The organism is Inquilinus sp. YAF38 (assembly GCF_052113205.1).
GTDB lineage: Bacteria > Pseudomonadota > Alphaproteobacteria > DSM-16000 > Inquilinaceae > Inquilinus.
This window is the reverse complement of record NZ_JBFRCU010000020.1, coordinates 38,392-54,055: the sequence shown is the minus strand read 5'-3', so window position 1 is coordinate 54,055 and position 15,664 is coordinate 38,392. Positions and strand designations below refer to the sequence as shown.

At 71.4% G+C, this 15,664-nt stretch carries 15 protein-coding genes; 4 read left to right on the top strand and 11 right to left on the bottom strand.

Going from position 1 to position 15,664, the window contains the following annotated elements:
- Positions 1-172 precede the first annotated feature (172 nt).
- Complete coding sequence (gene malQ / locus AB4Z01_RS11740; RefSeq protein WP_441693646.1) at positions 173-2,191, top strand: 4-alpha-glucanotransferase; 2,019 nt, start codon at positions 173-175, stop codon at positions 2,189-2,191.
- Positions 2,192-2,443: 252 nt separating this feature from the next.
- Positions 2,444-3,373 carry a hypothetical protein gene (locus AB4Z01_RS11735; RefSeq protein ID WP_441693644.1) on the top strand — a complete coding sequence of 310 codons (930 nt, stop codon included), beginning with the start codon at positions 2,444-2,446 and terminating at the stop codon, positions 3,371-3,373.
- 315 nt (positions 3,374-3,688) lie between these two features.
- Here AB4Z01_RS11735 and AB4Z01_RS11730 read toward each other — a convergent pair whose 3' ends face one another.
- The 3 genes from AB4Z01_RS11730 to AB4Z01_RS11720 form a co-directional block, all read right to left on the bottom strand.
- The gene (locus AB4Z01_RS11730) at positions 3,689-4,255 is read right to left on the bottom strand and encodes a type 1 glutamine amidotransferase domain-containing protein (RefSeq protein ID WP_441693643.1); all 567 of its coding nucleotides are present in this window, start codon (positions 4,253-4,255) and stop codon (positions 3,689-3,691) included.
- A 79-nt stretch (positions 4,256-4,334) separates the two neighbouring features.
- The gene (locus tag AB4Z01_RS11725; protein ID WP_441693641.1) at positions 4,335-5,909 is read right to left on the bottom strand and encodes a 5-guanidino-2-oxopentanoate decarboxylase; all 1,575 of its coding nucleotides are present in this window, start codon (positions 5,907-5,909) and stop codon (positions 4,335-4,337) included.
- Between the two features lie 111 nt (positions 5,910-6,020).
- On the bottom strand, positions 6,021-7,310 hold the full coding sequence (locus tag AB4Z01_RS11720) for an MFS transporter (protein ID WP_441693639.1): 1,290 nt from the start codon (positions 7,308-7,310) through the stop codon (positions 6,021-6,023).
- A 118-nt stretch (positions 7,311-7,428) separates the two neighbouring features.
- On the opposite strand from AB4Z01_RS11720, the gene AB4Z01_RS11715 reads away from it, so the two are divergent.
- Entirely contained in the window at positions 7,429-8,046 is a 618-nt protein-coding gene (locus AB4Z01_RS11715; RefSeq protein WP_441693637.1) for a TetR/AcrR family transcriptional regulator, read from the top strand.
- Positions 8,047-8,052: 6 nt separating this feature from the next.
- Here the strand turns inward: AB4Z01_RS11715 and AB4Z01_RS11710 are convergent, their stop codons facing one another.
- Complete coding sequence (locus AB4Z01_RS11710; protein WP_441693635.1) at positions 8,053-8,598, bottom strand: DinB family protein; 546 nt, start codon at positions 8,596-8,598, stop codon at positions 8,053-8,055.
- Between the two features lie 170 nt (positions 8,599-8,768).
- On the opposite strand from AB4Z01_RS11710, the gene AB4Z01_RS11705 reads away from it, so the two are divergent.
- Positions 8,769-9,224 carry a thiol-disulfide oxidoreductase DCC family protein gene (locus AB4Z01_RS11705; RefSeq protein ID WP_441693633.1) on the top strand — a complete coding sequence of 152 codons (456 nt, stop codon included), beginning with the start codon at positions 8,769-8,771 and terminating at the stop codon, positions 9,222-9,224.
- Positions 9,225-9,246: 22 nt separating this feature from the next.
- Here the strand turns inward: AB4Z01_RS11705 and AB4Z01_RS11700 are convergent, their stop codons facing one another.
- The 7 genes from AB4Z01_RS11700 to AB4Z01_RS11670 form a co-directional block, all read right to left on the bottom strand.
- The gene (locus AB4Z01_RS11700) at positions 9,247-10,089 is read right to left on the bottom strand and encodes an alpha/beta hydrolase (protein WP_441693631.1); all 843 of its coding nucleotides are present in this window, start codon (positions 10,087-10,089) and stop codon (positions 9,247-9,249) included.
- Between the two features lie 5 nt (positions 10,090-10,094).
- The gene (locus tag AB4Z01_RS11695) at positions 10,095-10,511 is read right to left on the bottom strand and encodes a RidA family protein (protein ID WP_441693712.1); all 417 of its coding nucleotides are present in this window, start codon (positions 10,509-10,511) and stop codon (positions 10,095-10,097) included.
- A 2-nt stretch (positions 10,512-10,513) separates the two neighbouring features.
- The gene (locus tag AB4Z01_RS11690; RefSeq protein WP_441693629.1) at positions 10,514-10,981 is read right to left on the bottom strand and encodes an acyl-CoA thioesterase; all 468 of its coding nucleotides are present in this window, start codon (positions 10,979-10,981) and stop codon (positions 10,514-10,516) included.
- On the bottom strand, positions 10,978-12,618 hold the full coding sequence (locus AB4Z01_RS11685; RefSeq protein ID WP_441693627.1) for a benzoate-CoA ligase family protein: 1,641 nt from the start codon (positions 12,616-12,618) through the stop codon (positions 10,978-10,980). Before AB4Z01_RS11685 ends, AB4Z01_RS11690 begins: the two co-directional genes overlap by 4 nt.
- 25 nt (positions 12,619-12,643) lie before the next feature.
- Positions 12,644-13,813 carry an acyl-CoA dehydrogenase family protein gene (locus AB4Z01_RS11680; protein WP_441693625.1) on the bottom strand — a complete coding sequence of 390 codons (1,170 nt, stop codon included), beginning with the start codon at positions 13,811-13,813 and terminating at the stop codon, positions 12,644-12,646.
- A 3-nt stretch (positions 13,814-13,816) separates the two neighbouring features.
- The gene (locus AB4Z01_RS11675) at positions 13,817-14,647 is read right to left on the bottom strand and encodes an enoyl-CoA hydratase family protein (RefSeq protein WP_441693623.1); all 831 of its coding nucleotides are present in this window, start codon (positions 14,645-14,647) and stop codon (positions 13,817-13,819) included.
- A 153-nt stretch (positions 14,648-14,800) separates the two neighbouring features.
- The gene (locus AB4Z01_RS11670; protein WP_441693621.1) at positions 14,801-15,574 is read right to left on the bottom strand and encodes an SDR family NAD(P)-dependent oxidoreductase; all 774 of its coding nucleotides are present in this window, start codon (positions 15,572-15,574) and stop codon (positions 14,801-14,803) included.
- Positions 15,575-15,664: the final 90 nt, after the last annotated feature.

Below are 15,664 nucleotides of genomic sequence, written 5' to 3'. Positions count from 1 at the left end.
CGGCCGATGGTTTCGATCCCGTGCTCCGCACGGCGCCAGGCGCCGCTGCGGACGCGGGATTTTGAGTCCGAGGGACCGTTTCCCCCGGCATAGCCTTTCCCATCCGAGATCCGGCTCCATATGATCACGGCCGTGCCATCGGACCGGCGCGCTCAATGGAAGGGTCTTGCTCTTGGATCTCGCGGACGCCCTGCGCGACCGGGCCCGCCGGGCCGGCATCGCGCCCGACTGGACCGACGTCACCGGCCAGACCCGCAGCGTGGCGCCGGAGACGCTGGAGCGGCTGCTGGCGCTGATCGGTGCCGACGAGCCGGCCGTTTCCGTGCCGCCGCTGGTCACCGGTGTGACCGGCCAGTCGATCCCCCTGTCGCCAGCGGCAGGCACCGGCGCCGCCATCCTGGTCCTGGAGACGGGGGAGCGAGCCGAGATCACCGTATATCCGGGCGATGACGGACGCTGCTGGGTGCCGCCGATCGACCGGGCCGGCTATCACCGGCTGCAGCTGCGCGACCGCGAGATCACTCTTGCGGTGGCACCGCCGCGCTGCTTCGGCCTGGACCAGGTCGCCCGCGGCGGCCGGATGTGGGGCTTGGCGGCGCAGATCTACGGGCTGCGGCGGAATGGTTCCGATGGACTTGGCGACGGCGGCATCGGCGACAGCCGCGGCATCGCCGATCTGGCCCGGGCGGCCGGCCGCGCCGGTGCCGACGCGCTGGCGCTGAGCCCGACCCACGCCCTGTTCACGGCCGAGCCGGAGCGCTTCGGCCCCTACTCCCCGTCCAGCCGCCTGTTCCTGAATCCGCTGCTGGCCGATCCCGCCGCGCTGTTCGGCCAGGGCCGGGTCGACGCCGCCATCCGGACGGCCGGCGTCGCCGAGGTGATGCGGCAGGCCGAGGCCGCGGCGCTGATCGACTGGCCGGAGGCGGCGCGGGCCAAGCTGGCGCTGTTCCGGGCCCTGTTCGACGGCTTCGACCCCGCCGTTGGCAGCGGTCTGGCCGAGGATTTCGCCGGCTTCGTGCAGGCCGGCGGAGACCTGCTGCAGGACCATGCCCGGTTCGAGGCGCTGCAGGCCGCCCGCCTGGCCGCCGATCCCACCGACCGCGACTGGCGCCGCTGGCCGGCGGCGCTGCGCGAACCCGCCGGCGCCGCGGTGGCGGAGTTCGCGGTGGCGCATGACCGCGAGGTCCGCTTCCACCTGTTCCTGCAGTGGCTGGCCGACCGCGCCTTTTCCGCCGCCCAGGCCGGGGCCCGCTCGGCCGGGCTGCGCATCGGCCTGATCGCCGATCTGGCCGTCGGCATGGACGCCACCGGCAGCCATGCCTGGAGCCGCCCGTCCGACGTGCTGGGCGGCGCCAGCATCGGGTCGCCGCCCGACGCCTTCAACGCCGATGGCCAGAATTGGATGCTCGCGGCGATCTCGCCGCGGGCGATGGTCGAGACCGGCTTCGCCCCGTTCCTGGACACGCTGCGGGCGACGCTGCGCCATGCCGGCGGCATCCGCATCGACCATGTCATGGGCTTGGCCCGGCTGTGGCTGGTGCCGGACGGGATGTCGCCGACCGAGGGCGCCTATCTGACCTATCCGGTGGAGGACCTGCTGCGCCTGGTGGCGCTGGAATCGCATCGCCATCGTGCCGTGGTGATCGGCGAGGACCTTGGCACCCTGCCCTGGGGCTTCGCCGACACGCTGGCAGACCATGGTGTCGCGGGCATGCGGGTGCTGCCGTTCGAGCGCGACGGCGACGGCTTCAAGCCGGTCGAGCGCTGGGACGCCGGAGCGGTGGCCATGAGCTCGACCCACGACCTGCCGCCGGTAGCCGGCTGGTGGCGCAACACCGACATCGCCGCGCGGGCGGAACTCGGCCAATACGAGGATGGCGGCGCGGCGGAGAGGGCGCAGCGCGCGGCCGACCGCGGCCGGTTGTGGCAGGCAATCGGCGCCGGTCCGGTGCCGGAAGAAGCCGGCCCGGTGGTCGATGCGGCGCTGCGCTTCGTCGCCCGCAGCCCGTCGCGGCTGGCGCTGGTGCCGCTGGAGGATGTGCTGGGGCTGGAGCAGCAACCGAACCTGCCCGGCACGATCGACGAATACCCGAACTGGCGCCGGCGGCTGGACCGGCCGGCCGGCGAGGCGCTGGCCGACCCTGCCGTGGCCGCGCGCCTCGCTGCAATCCGCCGCGAACGGCAGCGATAGTTCTCATATTGCCTCTCCCGCGGGGCGGGACCTTCTCACAACAGCGACCTCTCCTCTCATCGTCATTCCCGCGGAAGCGGGAATCTCTTTCCGGTCAAAGCGTTACGAGATCCCCGCTTGCGCGGGGATGACGACTTTTGGGGGTTGTTCTCACGGGGCGGGAGAGGTCGGATAGCCCCGACCTTGCCATGATGATTCAATCGGGAGGTGATTCCTCTTGACTATATGTTCTTCTTTTGTTCTAATTCAGGAATGGTCGATCCCTCCTCAGCCGAGACTCCCTCCGCCGCTTCGCCGTCCACGGACGAGCGGGAGACCGAGCTGCTGTCCGGGCTGACCAAGCTCGCTTTGGAGCTGGCCCGGACCTTACAGTCCGAGGCGATCGCCGCCCTTGCAGCCGGCGATCTCGACCGCGCCGGCAAGGCCGAAAGCCGCTTCAGCACTCTCTTCCTCGCCATCCGCCGCGCCGTCGCGCTCAAGCTGCGCCGGTGGCCGGGTGCGATCGAGGCCGACGCCGCGATGCTGACCGAGCTGATGGCGCTCGCGGAGGAGTTGGCCCGCGGCTTTCACGCCCTGGCCCTCGCCGCCCTCACGGCTGGCGATCTGGATCGCGCCGGGGACGCCGAGACCCGCTTCAGCAGCCTGTTCCTCGGCATCCGCCGCGCCATCGCGCTCAAGGCCAGGCTGCGCCAGCAGCGGGAGCAGGCCCAGCGCGAGGCCGAAGCCCGGCGGAAGACCCGGCAGGACGAGAAGGACGATCGGCGCCAAGCCATCGCCCAGGGCGTCGCCGCCGCCATCGCCGCGGTTCCCGACGCCGACGCCCAGGAGCGGCTGACCGCCGAGCTCCGCGAAAAACTGACCGAGGACGAGCGCATCGACGTCGACCTCGCCGACACCGCCCTGCCGATCGAGGCCCTGATCGCCAGCCTGTGCCGGGCCCTCGGCCTCCCGCCCTCCGGGACTCCTCCGGCCGGTGGGCCTGCCGCCGCGACGAAGTCCGGGACTGATGATTCAGGCGCCGGCCCGAAGGGCGGGCGCCGCATGCACACCCTCGCCACCGGCGAGTCTTCAACCGGAACCGGGAACTCGTCCCGGCGCCCGGGGACGATCGGCCGGCCACCGCCACCGGCCCGCCCGCCACGGCCGCGCCCGATCCCGCTCCGCCCCCGCGGCCCGCCCTGATCGGCCGATGTCGGACGAGCCGAACGCCGCCGCCAGGACAACGAGCGCAACGCCTGGCAGACCACCTGCAGATGCTCGCCCACATCCACCGGCACGGCTGACCGGAGCACCGGTCGCCGTGGCCGGAGCCGTGTGCGTGGTGTTCCCCGCATGCCAGGGCGTTTCAGAATTCCCCAACCCGTCATCCCCGCGAAAGCGGGGATCTCGTCACGCTTTGACCGGAAGGAGATTCCCGCTTTCGCGGGAATGACGGCAAAGGGATGGATCGCTGTTCTGAACAGGTTCTCGCAAGCGGGAGAGGCAATGCACGGCCTCTCAGCCGGCCATCCGGCCGCTGTGCTCGCCCTCGGCGAATTCCTCGACCATCCTGGCGTTGAAGGCCGGGAGGTCGTCCGGCGACCGGCTGGTGACCACGCCCTGGTCGACCACCACCTCGCGGTCATAGACCGTGGCGCCGGCATTGCGCAGATCGATCTGGATCGCCTTGTACCCGGTCATCTCGCAGTTCTCGACCACCCCGGCGCTGATCAGCAGCTGCGGCCCATGGCAGATCGCCGCCACCGGCTTGCCGGCTTCGAAGAAGGCGCGGACGAAGCTGAGCGCCTTCTTGTCGGTGCGCAGCCGGTCCGGGCTGTGCACGCCGCCCGGGATCAGCAGGCCGTCATAGCCCTCGGACGCGGCCTGATCGAGCGGCACGTCGACCGGGAAGCTGTCGCCCTTGTCGAGATGCTTGTGGCCGGTCACCTGCACGGCTTCCGGGCTGACGATGTCGACCCTGGCGCCGGCCTGCTTCAAGGCCTTGACCGGCTCGGTCATCTCCACCTGCTCGAAGCCGTGGGCGACGAGCACGGCGATCCTGCGTCCGTCGAGACGTTCGGTCATGCCGCTCTCCCTGGTCAGATGGACGGCCGCGGGACGCGGACCATCTATTCGGGGAACGGCCGGCGGCGAAGGCTGGTTCCTATCCGGCCGCGACCTCGATCAGGGTCGGCTTGCTGTCCTCGAAGGCGGCGGCCAGGCGCTGCGGCAGGTGGCGCGGGTCGTCGACCGCGGCATAGCCGCAGCCATAGGTCGCGGCCATGGCGTCGAAGGCCGGCGGGTCGATGTCGACGCCCAGCCGATCGATCCCGGCCTTGTCCATGCCATAGGCGATCTGGCCCAGGCCGCGGTTGTTCCAGACCACGACCGGCAGGCCGAGACCGAGATCGGCGGCCGTCCCCAGCTCCTGGCAGGTGAAGCCGAGCCCGTAGTCGCCGGCCAGCGCCACCACCTGCGCATCCGGCCGCGCCAGCTTGGCCCCGATCGCCGCCGGCAGGGCATAGCCCAGCGTGCCGAAGCCGACCGGGTGCAGCCAGCCGCGCGGCTGCCGCGCCGGGAACACGACATTGCCGGTATAGGCGATCTGGGTCATGTCCGAGACCACCACCGCGTCGTCCGGCAGCGCGTCGCGCAGCGTGGCCAGGAACGCCAGATGGCCGGGCTTGTCGCCGAACTCAGCCGTGTCAGCGGCCTGCCGCACCGGCCCGAGGTCGCCAGCCCAGACGGCACGGCCGCGCAGGTCGGACAGCGCCGCGGCCAGCCCCTCCAGCGCCTGCCCGGCGTCGCAGAGCAGCGGCACCGCCGGCCGGTGATCGCGCACCAGAACGTCGGGGTCGAGGTCGACCCGGATCAGCGCGGCCGGCAGGCGCAGCGGCGACCAACGGTCGTTCAGCGCCAGCTCGGTGCCGACGGCGAGCACGACATCGGCCTCGCCGATCAGCCGCTGCCCCTCGCCCGTGCCGATGCGCGAGCCGATCGAATGCGGATCGTCGTCGGGCACGATTCCCTTGCCGGCKATCGAGCAGGCGACGACGGCGCCCAGGCTCGCCGCCAGGCGCCGGGCCGCGGCAGACGCCCCGACCGCACCGCCGCCGAGCAGGATCAGCGGCCGCTCGGCGCCGCGCAGCAACTCGGCCGCCTGGACCAGCGCCGCCGGGTTCGGGGCCGGCAGCGGCAGCGCCGGCAACCCGCCGGCATCCGCGGGCGCCTCGGCCGTGGCGATGTCGAGCGGCAGCTCGATATAGACCGGCCGCGGCCGGCCCAGACTCATCCGGGCCAGGCTGAGATCGGCCACGGCGCGGGCCTGGGACGGATCGATCACGGTGAGGGCGGAGGCGACCAGCCCCTCCATCGCCAGGCGCTGGTTGCGCATCTCGTGCAGCTCGCCGCGGCCGAGGCCGAGATCCGGGCGGGCGTTGACGGTGGACAGCACCACCATCGGCACGCTGTCGGAATAGGCCTGGCCGATGCCGGTGGCGGCGTTGAGCAGGCCGGGGCCGGTGATCAGCACGCAGATCGCCGGGCGGCCGCTGGCCCGGGCATGGCCGTCGGCCATGAAGGCCGCCCCCTGCTCGTGCCGCACGGCGACATGGCGCAGCCCGTTGCGGCCGAGGGCGCGGTATAGTTCGAGCGTGTGCACGCCGGGGATGCCGAAGGCGGTGTCCACGCCGCTGCGGGTAAAGGCGTCGATGATCGCCTGGGCGCAGTTGTCCGCCATGAAGCCTCTCCCCGAACACCGATTCGTTGCCGGAGAGACTGCCGCGGGCCGCGGCGGATGACCACCCCTCGAACCGCCGGGACAGGGCTTCCCCCGCCCCGGCGGCCCGGATCAGGCGGTGGCTTCGACCAGCCGGCCCGTGGCCGGGCGCTGGCCGCGGCCGATCGCCAGCACCATGAAGGCGGTGCCGACGCAGATCACCCCGGCGACCAGGAAGGCCAGGAGATAGCCGTCCATGGCGGTGCGGACCACTCCGGCGCCGAAGGCGGCGGTGGCGGCCCCGACCTGGTGCGACGCGGCGATCCAGCCGAACACCACCGGCGCGTCGTCCTTGCCGAAGGCGTCGTTGGTCAGCTTCAACGTCGGCGGCACGGTGGCGATCCAGTCGAGGCCGTAGAACACGGCGAAGACCGACAGGCCGTAGAAGCTGAAGCCGGAGAAGGGCAGGTAGATCAGCGACAGGCCGCGCAGCCCGTAATACCAGAACAGCAGCTTGCGGCTGGAATAGCGATCCGACAGCCAGCCCGAGGCGGTGGTGCCGATCAGGTCGAAGATGCCCATGGCGGCCAGGAGGCCGGCGCCGGTGGTGGCCGGAATGCCCTGGTCCATGCAGGCGGCGATCAGATGGGTGCCGATCAGCCCGTTGGTGGTCAGGCCGCAGACGAAGAAGCTGCCGGCCAGCAGCCAGAAGTCGCGCTTCTTCGAGGCCCGGCCGAGGATGCGGAAGGCGGTGAGGATCGGGTTGCCGGTGGCCACCGCAGGCGCCGCGCCCGGCGCCTCGCCCAGCCGCGACAGGCCGACATCCTGCGGCCGCTCCGGCAGCAGCAGGAAGACCACCGGAATCATCGCCGCGACCGCACCGGCCACCACCCAGGCCACCGACTGCCAGCCGTAATTCTCGGCCACCGCGGCCAGGATCGGCAGGAACACCAGCGACCCGGTGGCGGTGCTGGCGGTCAGCAGGCCCATGACCAGGCCGCGCCGCTCCTGGAACCAACGGTTGACGATGGTGGCGCCGAACACCATCGCGGCGATGCCGCTGCCGAAGCCGACGAACAGGCCCCAGGTCAGCACCAGCTGCCATTCCTGCGTGACCAGCGTCGAGCCGGACACGGCGGCGGCCAGCACTGCCAGGGCGAAGATGATCACCGGGCGGATGCCGAAGCGCTGCATCGCCGCCGCGGCGAAGGGTCCCATCAGGCCGTAGAGAAAGATGTTCACGCCGATGGCGAAGGAGATGGTCTCGCGGCTCCAGCCGAAGGCCTGCTCCAGCGGCACGATCAGCACGCTGGGCGTGGCCCGGACGCCGGCGGCGGCGAGCAGTACGAAGAAGGCGACCGCCGCGGCGATCCAACCGTAATGCGCTCGGCCTGACAGCAGGCGCGCGACAAGGGCGGTCATCGATGATCCCTTTCCGGATCCGGGTGGACAAAGGCCGCGCTCAGGCCCAAATGTAACCGATCGGTTCGTCGGTTGTGAAGAGGTACGAACCGATCGGTTACATGTCAAGGGTTCCGCGATGACGGAGACGAGCACCACCCCGATCCCCGAGGCTGCGCCGAAGCGGGCGCGCGACCGGATCTTCGCAGCGGCCGACGACCTCTTCTACCGCCAGGGCATCCGCGCGGTCGGGGTCGACGCGATCGCCAAGGAGGCGGGGGTGGCGAAGATCAGCCTGTACCGCGCCTTCCCGTCGAAGGACGACCTGATCGTCGCCTATCTCGAGGATCGCAATGCCGCCTATTGGCAGCGCTGGGATCGCGCCTTCGCCAAGCATGAGGGCGATCCGCGGGCGCAGCTGCGGGCGATGATGGAGTACCTGGCCGACCGCACCACCGCACCGGATTATCGCGGCTGCCCCTTCACCAACGACGCCACCGAGTTCCCGGAGCCGAGCCACCCCGGCCGCCGCGTGTCGGAGGAGAACAAGCGCGAGCTGCGCCGCCGGATGCTGCGCCTGGCCGAGGCGCTCGGCGCGCCCGATCCCCAGTCGCTGGCCGACGGGCTGGTGCTGCTGGTCGAGGGCGCCTATGCGATCAGCCAGACCCTGCCCGGCCGCGCCGGCCCCGGCCGCGCCATCGTCTGGGCCGCCGAGGCGCTGGTCGAGGCGCAGCTGGGCCGGGACGCCAGCGCCTGATCCGGCCTATCGCCGCTCCAGCCCCAACCGCCTCAGCTCGGCCTCGCGCCGCGGCGCGTCGGAGGCGAGGAAGAACTCGTCGAGCTGCGGCGGCGCCACCCGGGTGCCGGACAGCATGGCATGGGCCTGGCCGCGATGGTGGATCTGATGCTGGAACAGGTGCGCCAGGATGGCGCTGACCGTCTCGCGATAGGCGACCCCGTCGCGGCGGTCGATCGGTACCACCCGGTCGAGGCCGGCCTCGTCCAGCCCGTCGCAGAATTCCACCAGATCGCGGTCGATCCGGGCTTGGGCCGCGGCCAGGTCGACCGCATCGGGATAGGGGACCGGGTCGACCGGATAGCGCCGGCCGGCGCCCGTCAGATCGGCCAGGTAGGAACGATCGACGATCAGGATGTGGTTCAGGGTCCGCCGCAGCGACGGGAAGAAGCCGGTGCGCGGCGCCGCGAACTCCTCCGGCGTCAACCGCAGGCAGGCCGCGTGCAGCCGGGCATTGGCCCAGGCGTTGTTGCGGGCCATCTGGCGGACATAATCGGCCAGCGACGTCGCCATGCAGTCCTCCCGATCAGTTTTGCGGATAGTCGACCCGTCCTTCCGCTTCGGATCAAGGAAATATCGTCCAGTCCGCCTCGCCTTGATCCGCCGACAATCCGCCGCAGCGCGCCCGCCCGGCCGATGCCCTAGCCTTTCTACCCGGCAGCAATCAGGCGGGCCGGAGCGGCATGATCGAGCGCGAACCTTATAGCTGGCGGCAAGATCCGGCGGTGCCGGCCTTCCCCGACGACCGACCGGTGATCATCTTCGACGGCCATTGCGTCCTGTGCTCCGGCTGGGCCCGGTTCATCCTGAAGCACGACACGGCGAAGCGGTTCCGGCTGCTGCCGGCGCAGTCCCGCACCGGCCGCGCGCTGTATGTCCATTACGGGCTCGACCCCGAGGATTTCGAGACCAACATCCTGCTGGCCGACGGCGTCGCCTGGCTGAAGTCGGAAAGCGTGATCCGGACCGCGCTCGGCCTCGGCTTCCCCTGGTCGCTCGTGTCGGCGCTGCTGGTCCTGCCCTTCGGCTGGCGCGAACGGCTGTATGGGCTGCTGGCGCGCAACCGCCTGCGCCTGTTCGGCCGCAGCGACAGCTGCATGCTGCCGGTGCCGGGTCAGGAGGACCGTTTCCTGACATGAGCGGCGATCAGCCGATCTCCAGTTAGCGCGCCAGCCGCAGCACCGCGTCGAAGACCGGGTTGCCGTGATGGCCGATCTGCTCGACCACGTCGAAATGGTGCCGGCCCGGCACCGCGGTCGGCGCGCGGGCGAGGCCCGGCCAGGCCGCCGCCATCAGCGCCGACTGGCGGTGGAACTCCGCCGGCTCGTCGCCGCCGACCAGCAGTTCCAGCGGCGCGCCCGACGCCGGCTGCGGCGTCTCGTGCAGGCTCCAGCCAGAGGCCTGCTCCGGCGTCAGGCGGATCAGCTCGTTCATGCTGGTGCGCAGCAGCGGCCGCAGGTCGAACACGCCGGAGATCGACAGGCCGCCGGCGAAGGGCGCCACKGGCAGGCCGCGCACCGGCCAGTCGGTCGCCAGCATCGATGCCGTCAGGTAGCCGCCGGCGGAATGGCCGCTGACGATCAGGCAGCGCCGCTCGGCCTCGCCCAGCAGAGTGGTCCAGGCGAAGGCGATGGCCCGGCGGCAGCTTTCGGCGATGCCGGCGACCGTGGTCTGCGGGCACAGCGGATAGTTCAGCACCACCGTGGTGAAGCCGGCCGGCACCAGCGCCGCGGCGGCCCAAGACACCTCGTCTTTGGAGGAGGCACGCCAGTAGCCGCCATGGATGAACACCACGGCGCCGCGCGGCCGGTCGGCCCGAAACAGGTCCAGCGTCTCGCGCGGATCCGCGCCATAAGCGATGCCCGTCTGGTGCGGCAGCCGCGCCCGCGTCGCCGCGGCGGTCTCGAGCCAGCGGCCGAAGACGACGGCCATGTCCGGCACGGTGACCCGCGGGTTGTACTCCCGCTCGCACCAGTCCGGGTCGCCATAGCGGAGGGCGGCCATCCCCATCACTCCGGCAGCACGGCGGTGGCTTCGATCTCGACCAGCGCCTCGCGCTCCACCAGCTCGACCACCCGCATCACCGCCATCGCCGGGTAATGCGCGCCCATCACCTCGCGATAGGCGCGGCCGAGCGGCTTCAGGTTGGCGCGGTAGGCCTCCATGTCGGTGACATACCAGGTCAGCCGGGCGATGTGCTGCGGGCCGGCGCCGGCCGCGGCCAGCACCGCCAGGATGTTGCGCAGCGCCTGGGCGATCTGGCCGACCATGCCGTCGGCGAAGCGGCCTTCCGCATCCCAGCCGATCTGGCCGCCGACGAAGACCACCTGGCCGCGCCCCATCATACCGTTGGCATAGCCCTTCGGCGCCGGCCAGCCTTCCGGCTGCAGCGTCACCAGGCCGTCAGCGGCCGGCTGATCGATCATCGTCACGTCGCGCATCTCCGCTGATAGGAGTCCACCGCGTCCCGGATGTCCGCCGGGATCGGGATCGACGCCGTCTCGTTGATATCCGTGGTCACCAGCACCAGCCGCCCCACCAGCACCGGCTCGCCGACGCGATGGCCGTGAAAGGCCAGGCCGATCGAGCTGCGGCCGACCCGCTCGACCAGCAGGGTCAGGCTCAACACATCGCCCAGCCGCGCCGGCTTCACGTAATCGCATTCGGCCCGGACATAGCCGAGGCCGACCCGGTGGTGCTGGATGATGTCGGCATAGTCGAGGCCCAGCTCGGCCGCGAACCATTCCTCCACCGCGCCCTGCATCATGGTGAAGTAGCGGGCGAAGAAGACGATGCCGGCGGTGTCGCAATGCTCGAACCGGATCGGCTGCCGGGCGGTGAAAGCTGCGGCCGGCAGGTCGCCGGCAGGGAGCGGGGCGCGGCGGGTGTCGTTCATGAGACCTTCGCTGGAGCTTCGGTGGCCATGCGGCGCAGCTGGAAGCGCTGCAGCTTGCCGGTCTCGGTGCGCGGCAGCCGCTCCAGGAACTCGACCGCGCGGGGGTATTTGTAGGGCGCGATCTCGGCCTTCACATGGTCCTGCAGCGCCTTGCGGGTCGCGGCGTCGGGCGCGTGGCCGGGCTTCAGCACGACATAGGCCTTCACGACCTGGCCGCGGTCCGGGTCGGGCACGCCGACCACGCCGCATTCCTGCACCGCCGGATGGGTCAGCAGCGCGTTCTCCACCTCCGGCCCGGCGATGTTGTAGCCGGAGGAGACGATCATGTCGTCCGACCGCGCCTGGTACCAGAAATAGCCGTCGGCATCGCGGCGATAGGTGTCGCCGGTCAGGTTCCAGCCGTCCTGGACATAGGCGCGCTGGCGGTCGTCGGCGAGGTAGCGGCAGCCGGTCGGGCCGCGCACCGCCAGCCGCCCGGCCTGGCCCGCCGGAACCTCGTTGAAATCGTCGTCGACGATCTTCGCCTCATAGCCCGGCACCACCGTGCCGGTCGATCCCGGCCGCACCGCGCCGGGGCGGGAGGCGATGAAGATGTGCAGCATCTCGGTGGCGCCGATGCCCTCGGTGATCTCGATGCCGGTGGCGTCGCGCCAGGCCTCGAAGGTGGCGGCGGGCAGCGCCTCGCCGGCCGAGACGCAGCGGCGCAGGCTGGTCAGGCCGCGCCCCGGCCGCTGCGCCAGCATGGCGCGGTATGCGGTGGGGGCGGTGAAGCAGATGGTCGGGCGGAAGCGCTCGATGCCGTCCAGCAGCTCCGCCGGCGACGCGCGCTCCAGCAGCACGGTGGAGGCGCCGGCCCGCATCGGGAACAGCACCAGCCCGCCCAGCCCGAAGGTGAAGGCCAGAGGCGGGCTGCCGATGAAGCGGTCGGACTCGTTCGGCTGCAGCACCTGGCGGGAATAGGCGTCGCAGATCGCCAGCAGGTCGCGGTGGTTGTGCATCGTGCCCTTCGGCACCCCGGTGGTGCCGGAGGTGAAGCCGATCAGGCAGATATCCTCCGCCGCCGTGTCGACCGGCGCGAAGCCGCCCGGCGCCATGTCCATGCGGGCCTCGAGGTCGGAATCGGTGCCACCGCCGAAGGCCACGATGTGCTCCAGCACCGGGGCCTGGGTTCGCGCCGTCTCCAGATCAGGCAGCAGCCGGGCGTCGCAGATGGCGACGCGAACGCGGGCCTTCTCGATCATGAAGGCCAGTTCCTTGGCGCGCAGCAGCGGCATGGTGGCGACCACCACCGCCCCGGCCTTCAGCGCCGCCAGGTAGCTGGCGACCATCATCGGGTTGTTGGCCGACCGCAGCAGCACGCGGTCGCCCGGCACCAGGCCGGAGTCCCGCACCAGCACCCGGGCGATCCGGTCCACCCGGTCGAGCAGCTCGGCATAGGACCATTCGACGCCCGGCGCGATCAGGCAGGGCCTCTCGCCATGCCCCTCGGCGACGTGCCGGTCCAGCAGCTCGGCGACGCAGTTCAGCCGCGCCGGGTATTGCAGCGCCGGCAGGGTGAAACGGAACTCCGGCCATTGCTCCCGCGGCGGCAGGTTGTCGCGGGCGAAGCTGTCGACATGCGCGCTCTTCGTCTCCATCTCGCCTCTCCCGTTTCTTCGGCCGTCATTCCGTTTCCGCCAGCAGTTGGCGGGCGATGACGATCTTCTGGACCTCGGTGGCGCCCTCATAGATGCGCAGGGCGCGGATCTCGCGGTACAGCTCCTCGACCTTGACGCCGCGGGTGACGCCGAGGCCGCCGAACAGTTGCACCGTCCGGTCGATCACGCGCTGCGCCGCCTCGGTGGTGAACATCTTGGCCATCGCCGCCTCGCGCGTGACCCGCGCGGCGCCGCGGTCCTTGGCCCAGGCGGCGCGGTAGACCAGCAGCGCGCTGGCGTCGATCTCGGTCGCCATCTCGGCCAGCGCCGCCTGGCTGAGCTGCAGGTCGCCGAGCACCCCGCCGAACATCCTGCGGCCGCGGGCCCGGCCCAGCGCCTCGTCCAGCGCCCGGCGGGCGAAGCCCAGCGCCGCGGCGCCGACGGTGGAACGGAACACGTCCAGCGTCGCCATCGCCACTTTGAACCCCTCCCCCGCCCCGCCGATGCGGTCCTCCAGCTTCACGCGGCAGCCCTCGAAGCGCAGCCTGGCCAGCGGGTGCGGCGCGATCACCTCGATCCGCTCCGCCACCGTCAGGCCGGGCGCCGTGGCCGGCACCAGGAAGGCGGACAGGCCGCGGGCGCCCGGCGCCTCGCCGGTGCGGGCGAAGACGACGTAGTGATCGGCGATGCCGCCATTGGAGATGAAGGTCTTCTCGCCATCGATCCGCACCGCGTCGGGCCCGTCCGGCACCGCCGTGGTGCCGGTGGCGGCGACGTCGGAGCCGGCCTCGGGCTCCGACAAAGCGAAGGCGGCGATGGCGCGGCCGTCGCGGACCGGCGGCAGGATCCGGTCCTTCAGCGCGTCCGAACCAAACAGCGTGACCGGGCCGGTGCCTAGCCCCTGCATGGCGAAGGCGAAATCGGCGAGGCCCTCATGCCGGGCCAGGGTCTCGCGGATCAGGCACAGGCTGCGCACGTCCAGCCGCTCCGACGCGCCGCCATGGCTGGCCGGTACCGCATGGCGCAGCCAGCCGTCCCGGCCCAAAGCCGCCACCAGCCGGCGGCAGGAGCCGTCGACGTCGTAATGGTCGACCAGCCCGGGCAGCGTGGCGCCGGCCCAGGCGTCGAGTTCCGCCGCCAAGGCGCGGTGGCGATCCTCGAAGAACGGCCAGTCGAGGAAGCTGCGGTCCGGCATCGCCTAGTTCCCCTCGAACACCGGCCGGGACTTGGCGGCGAAGGCCTCATAGGCGCGGCGGAAGTCGCGGGTCTGCATGCACACCGCCTGGGCCTGGGCCTCGGCCTCGATCGCCTGGTCGACGCCCATGTCCCATTCCTGGTGCAGCATCCGCTTGGTCATGGCGTGGGCAAAGGTCGGGCCGTCGGCCAGCGACCGGGCCAGCGCCGTCGCCTCGCCCAGCAGCGCCTCGGGCTCGACCAGCCGGTTCAGGAAGCCCCAGCGCTCGGCCTCCGCCCCATCCATGCTGCGGCCGGTGTACAGCAGCTCCGACGCCCGTCCCTGGCCGATGATGCGGGGCAGGATGGCGCAGGCACCCATGTCGCAGCCGGCCAGGCCGACCCGGGTAAACAGGAAGGCGGTGCGGCTGCGCGCGGTGCCGAGGCGCAGATCCGACGCCATCGCCAGGATCGCCCCGGCCCCGGCGCAGACGCCGTCGACCGCGGCCACGATCGGCTGCGGGCAGGCGCGCATCGCCTTGACCAGGTCGCCGGTCATGCGGGTGAATTCCAGCAGCCCGGCCATGTCGCGGTCGAGCAGTGGCGCGATGATCTCGAACACGTCGCCGCCGGAGCAGAAATTGCCGCCGGCCCCGGTGACCACCACCGTCTTGATTTCGGTATCGGCGGCCAGGGCGCGGAACAGCGCCACCAGCTCGGCATAGCTGTCGAAGGTCAGCGGATTCTTCCGCTCCGGCCGGTTCAGGGTAATCGTCGCCACCTTGCCCTCGACCGACCACAGGACGTGCTGCGCCCGGTAGGTCGCCAAGGGGGAAGCAACGGCGATGGCTGTCATCACGGCCTCAGTCACGAGAAAATCCAAAAACCGTCGTCATCCCCGCGAAAGCGGGGATCTCCCTCCGGTTCGGGCCGGTGACGACGACATCGAGATTCCCGCTTTCGCGGGAATGACGAAGAAAAGAATGGTTCGAAACCCACATGTCCGGCCTCACATGACCTCGCCGCCGGCGACCGGCAGCGCGATGCCGTTGACGCTCGCCGCCTCCGGCCCGGCCAGCCAGGCGACGGCGGCCGCCACCTCCTCCGGCTGGATCAGGCGGCCCTGCGGGTTGCCGCGGATCAGCTCGGCCCGGATCTCGTCGGGGCTGCGGCCGGTCTTGCCTTCGATCCGGGCGACGGCGCCCTGCACCAGTTCGGTGTCGGTGTAGCCCGGGCAGACGGCGTTGACGGTCACGCCCTTGGTCGCGAATTCGCGGGCCAGCGCCCGGGTCAGCCCGATGACGCCGTGCTTGGCGGCGCAATAGGCGGCGACATAGGGGAAGCCGGTCAGCCCGGCGATGCTGGCGATGCTGATCACCCGGCCCCAGCCGCGCTCGGCCATGCTGGGCAGCACCAGCCGCGTGGTCTCGTACACCGCGCCGAGGTTGAGGCCGATCATCCGGTCCCACAGCGCCCGGTCGGTGCGGGCGAAGGGCGCGCTTTCCGCCGCCCCGGCATTGTTGACCAGGATGTCGACCGGGCCGTGCTCGGATGCCAGCCGCGCGATGGCGGCTTCAAGCTTATCCGGCTTGGTGACGTCGGCAACGGCATAGGCGCCGGCCTTGCCGGCGGCGACGGTCCCGGCCAGACGGGATTCGGTCCGGCCCAGCACGGTCACCGTTGCGCCCCGCGCCGTCAGCGCCGCCGCGACCGCGGCGCCGATGCCGCTGCCGCCGCCGGTGACCAGGGCGTGCCGCCCGTCCAGGGATGCCGTTATCGTCATGCCGTCCCTCCTGTGAGATACTTTAAGCTTGAAGCATCTGACGAGCAAGGACCTGTCGGGATGTGGAGATCCTTTCAGAATCCAACACCG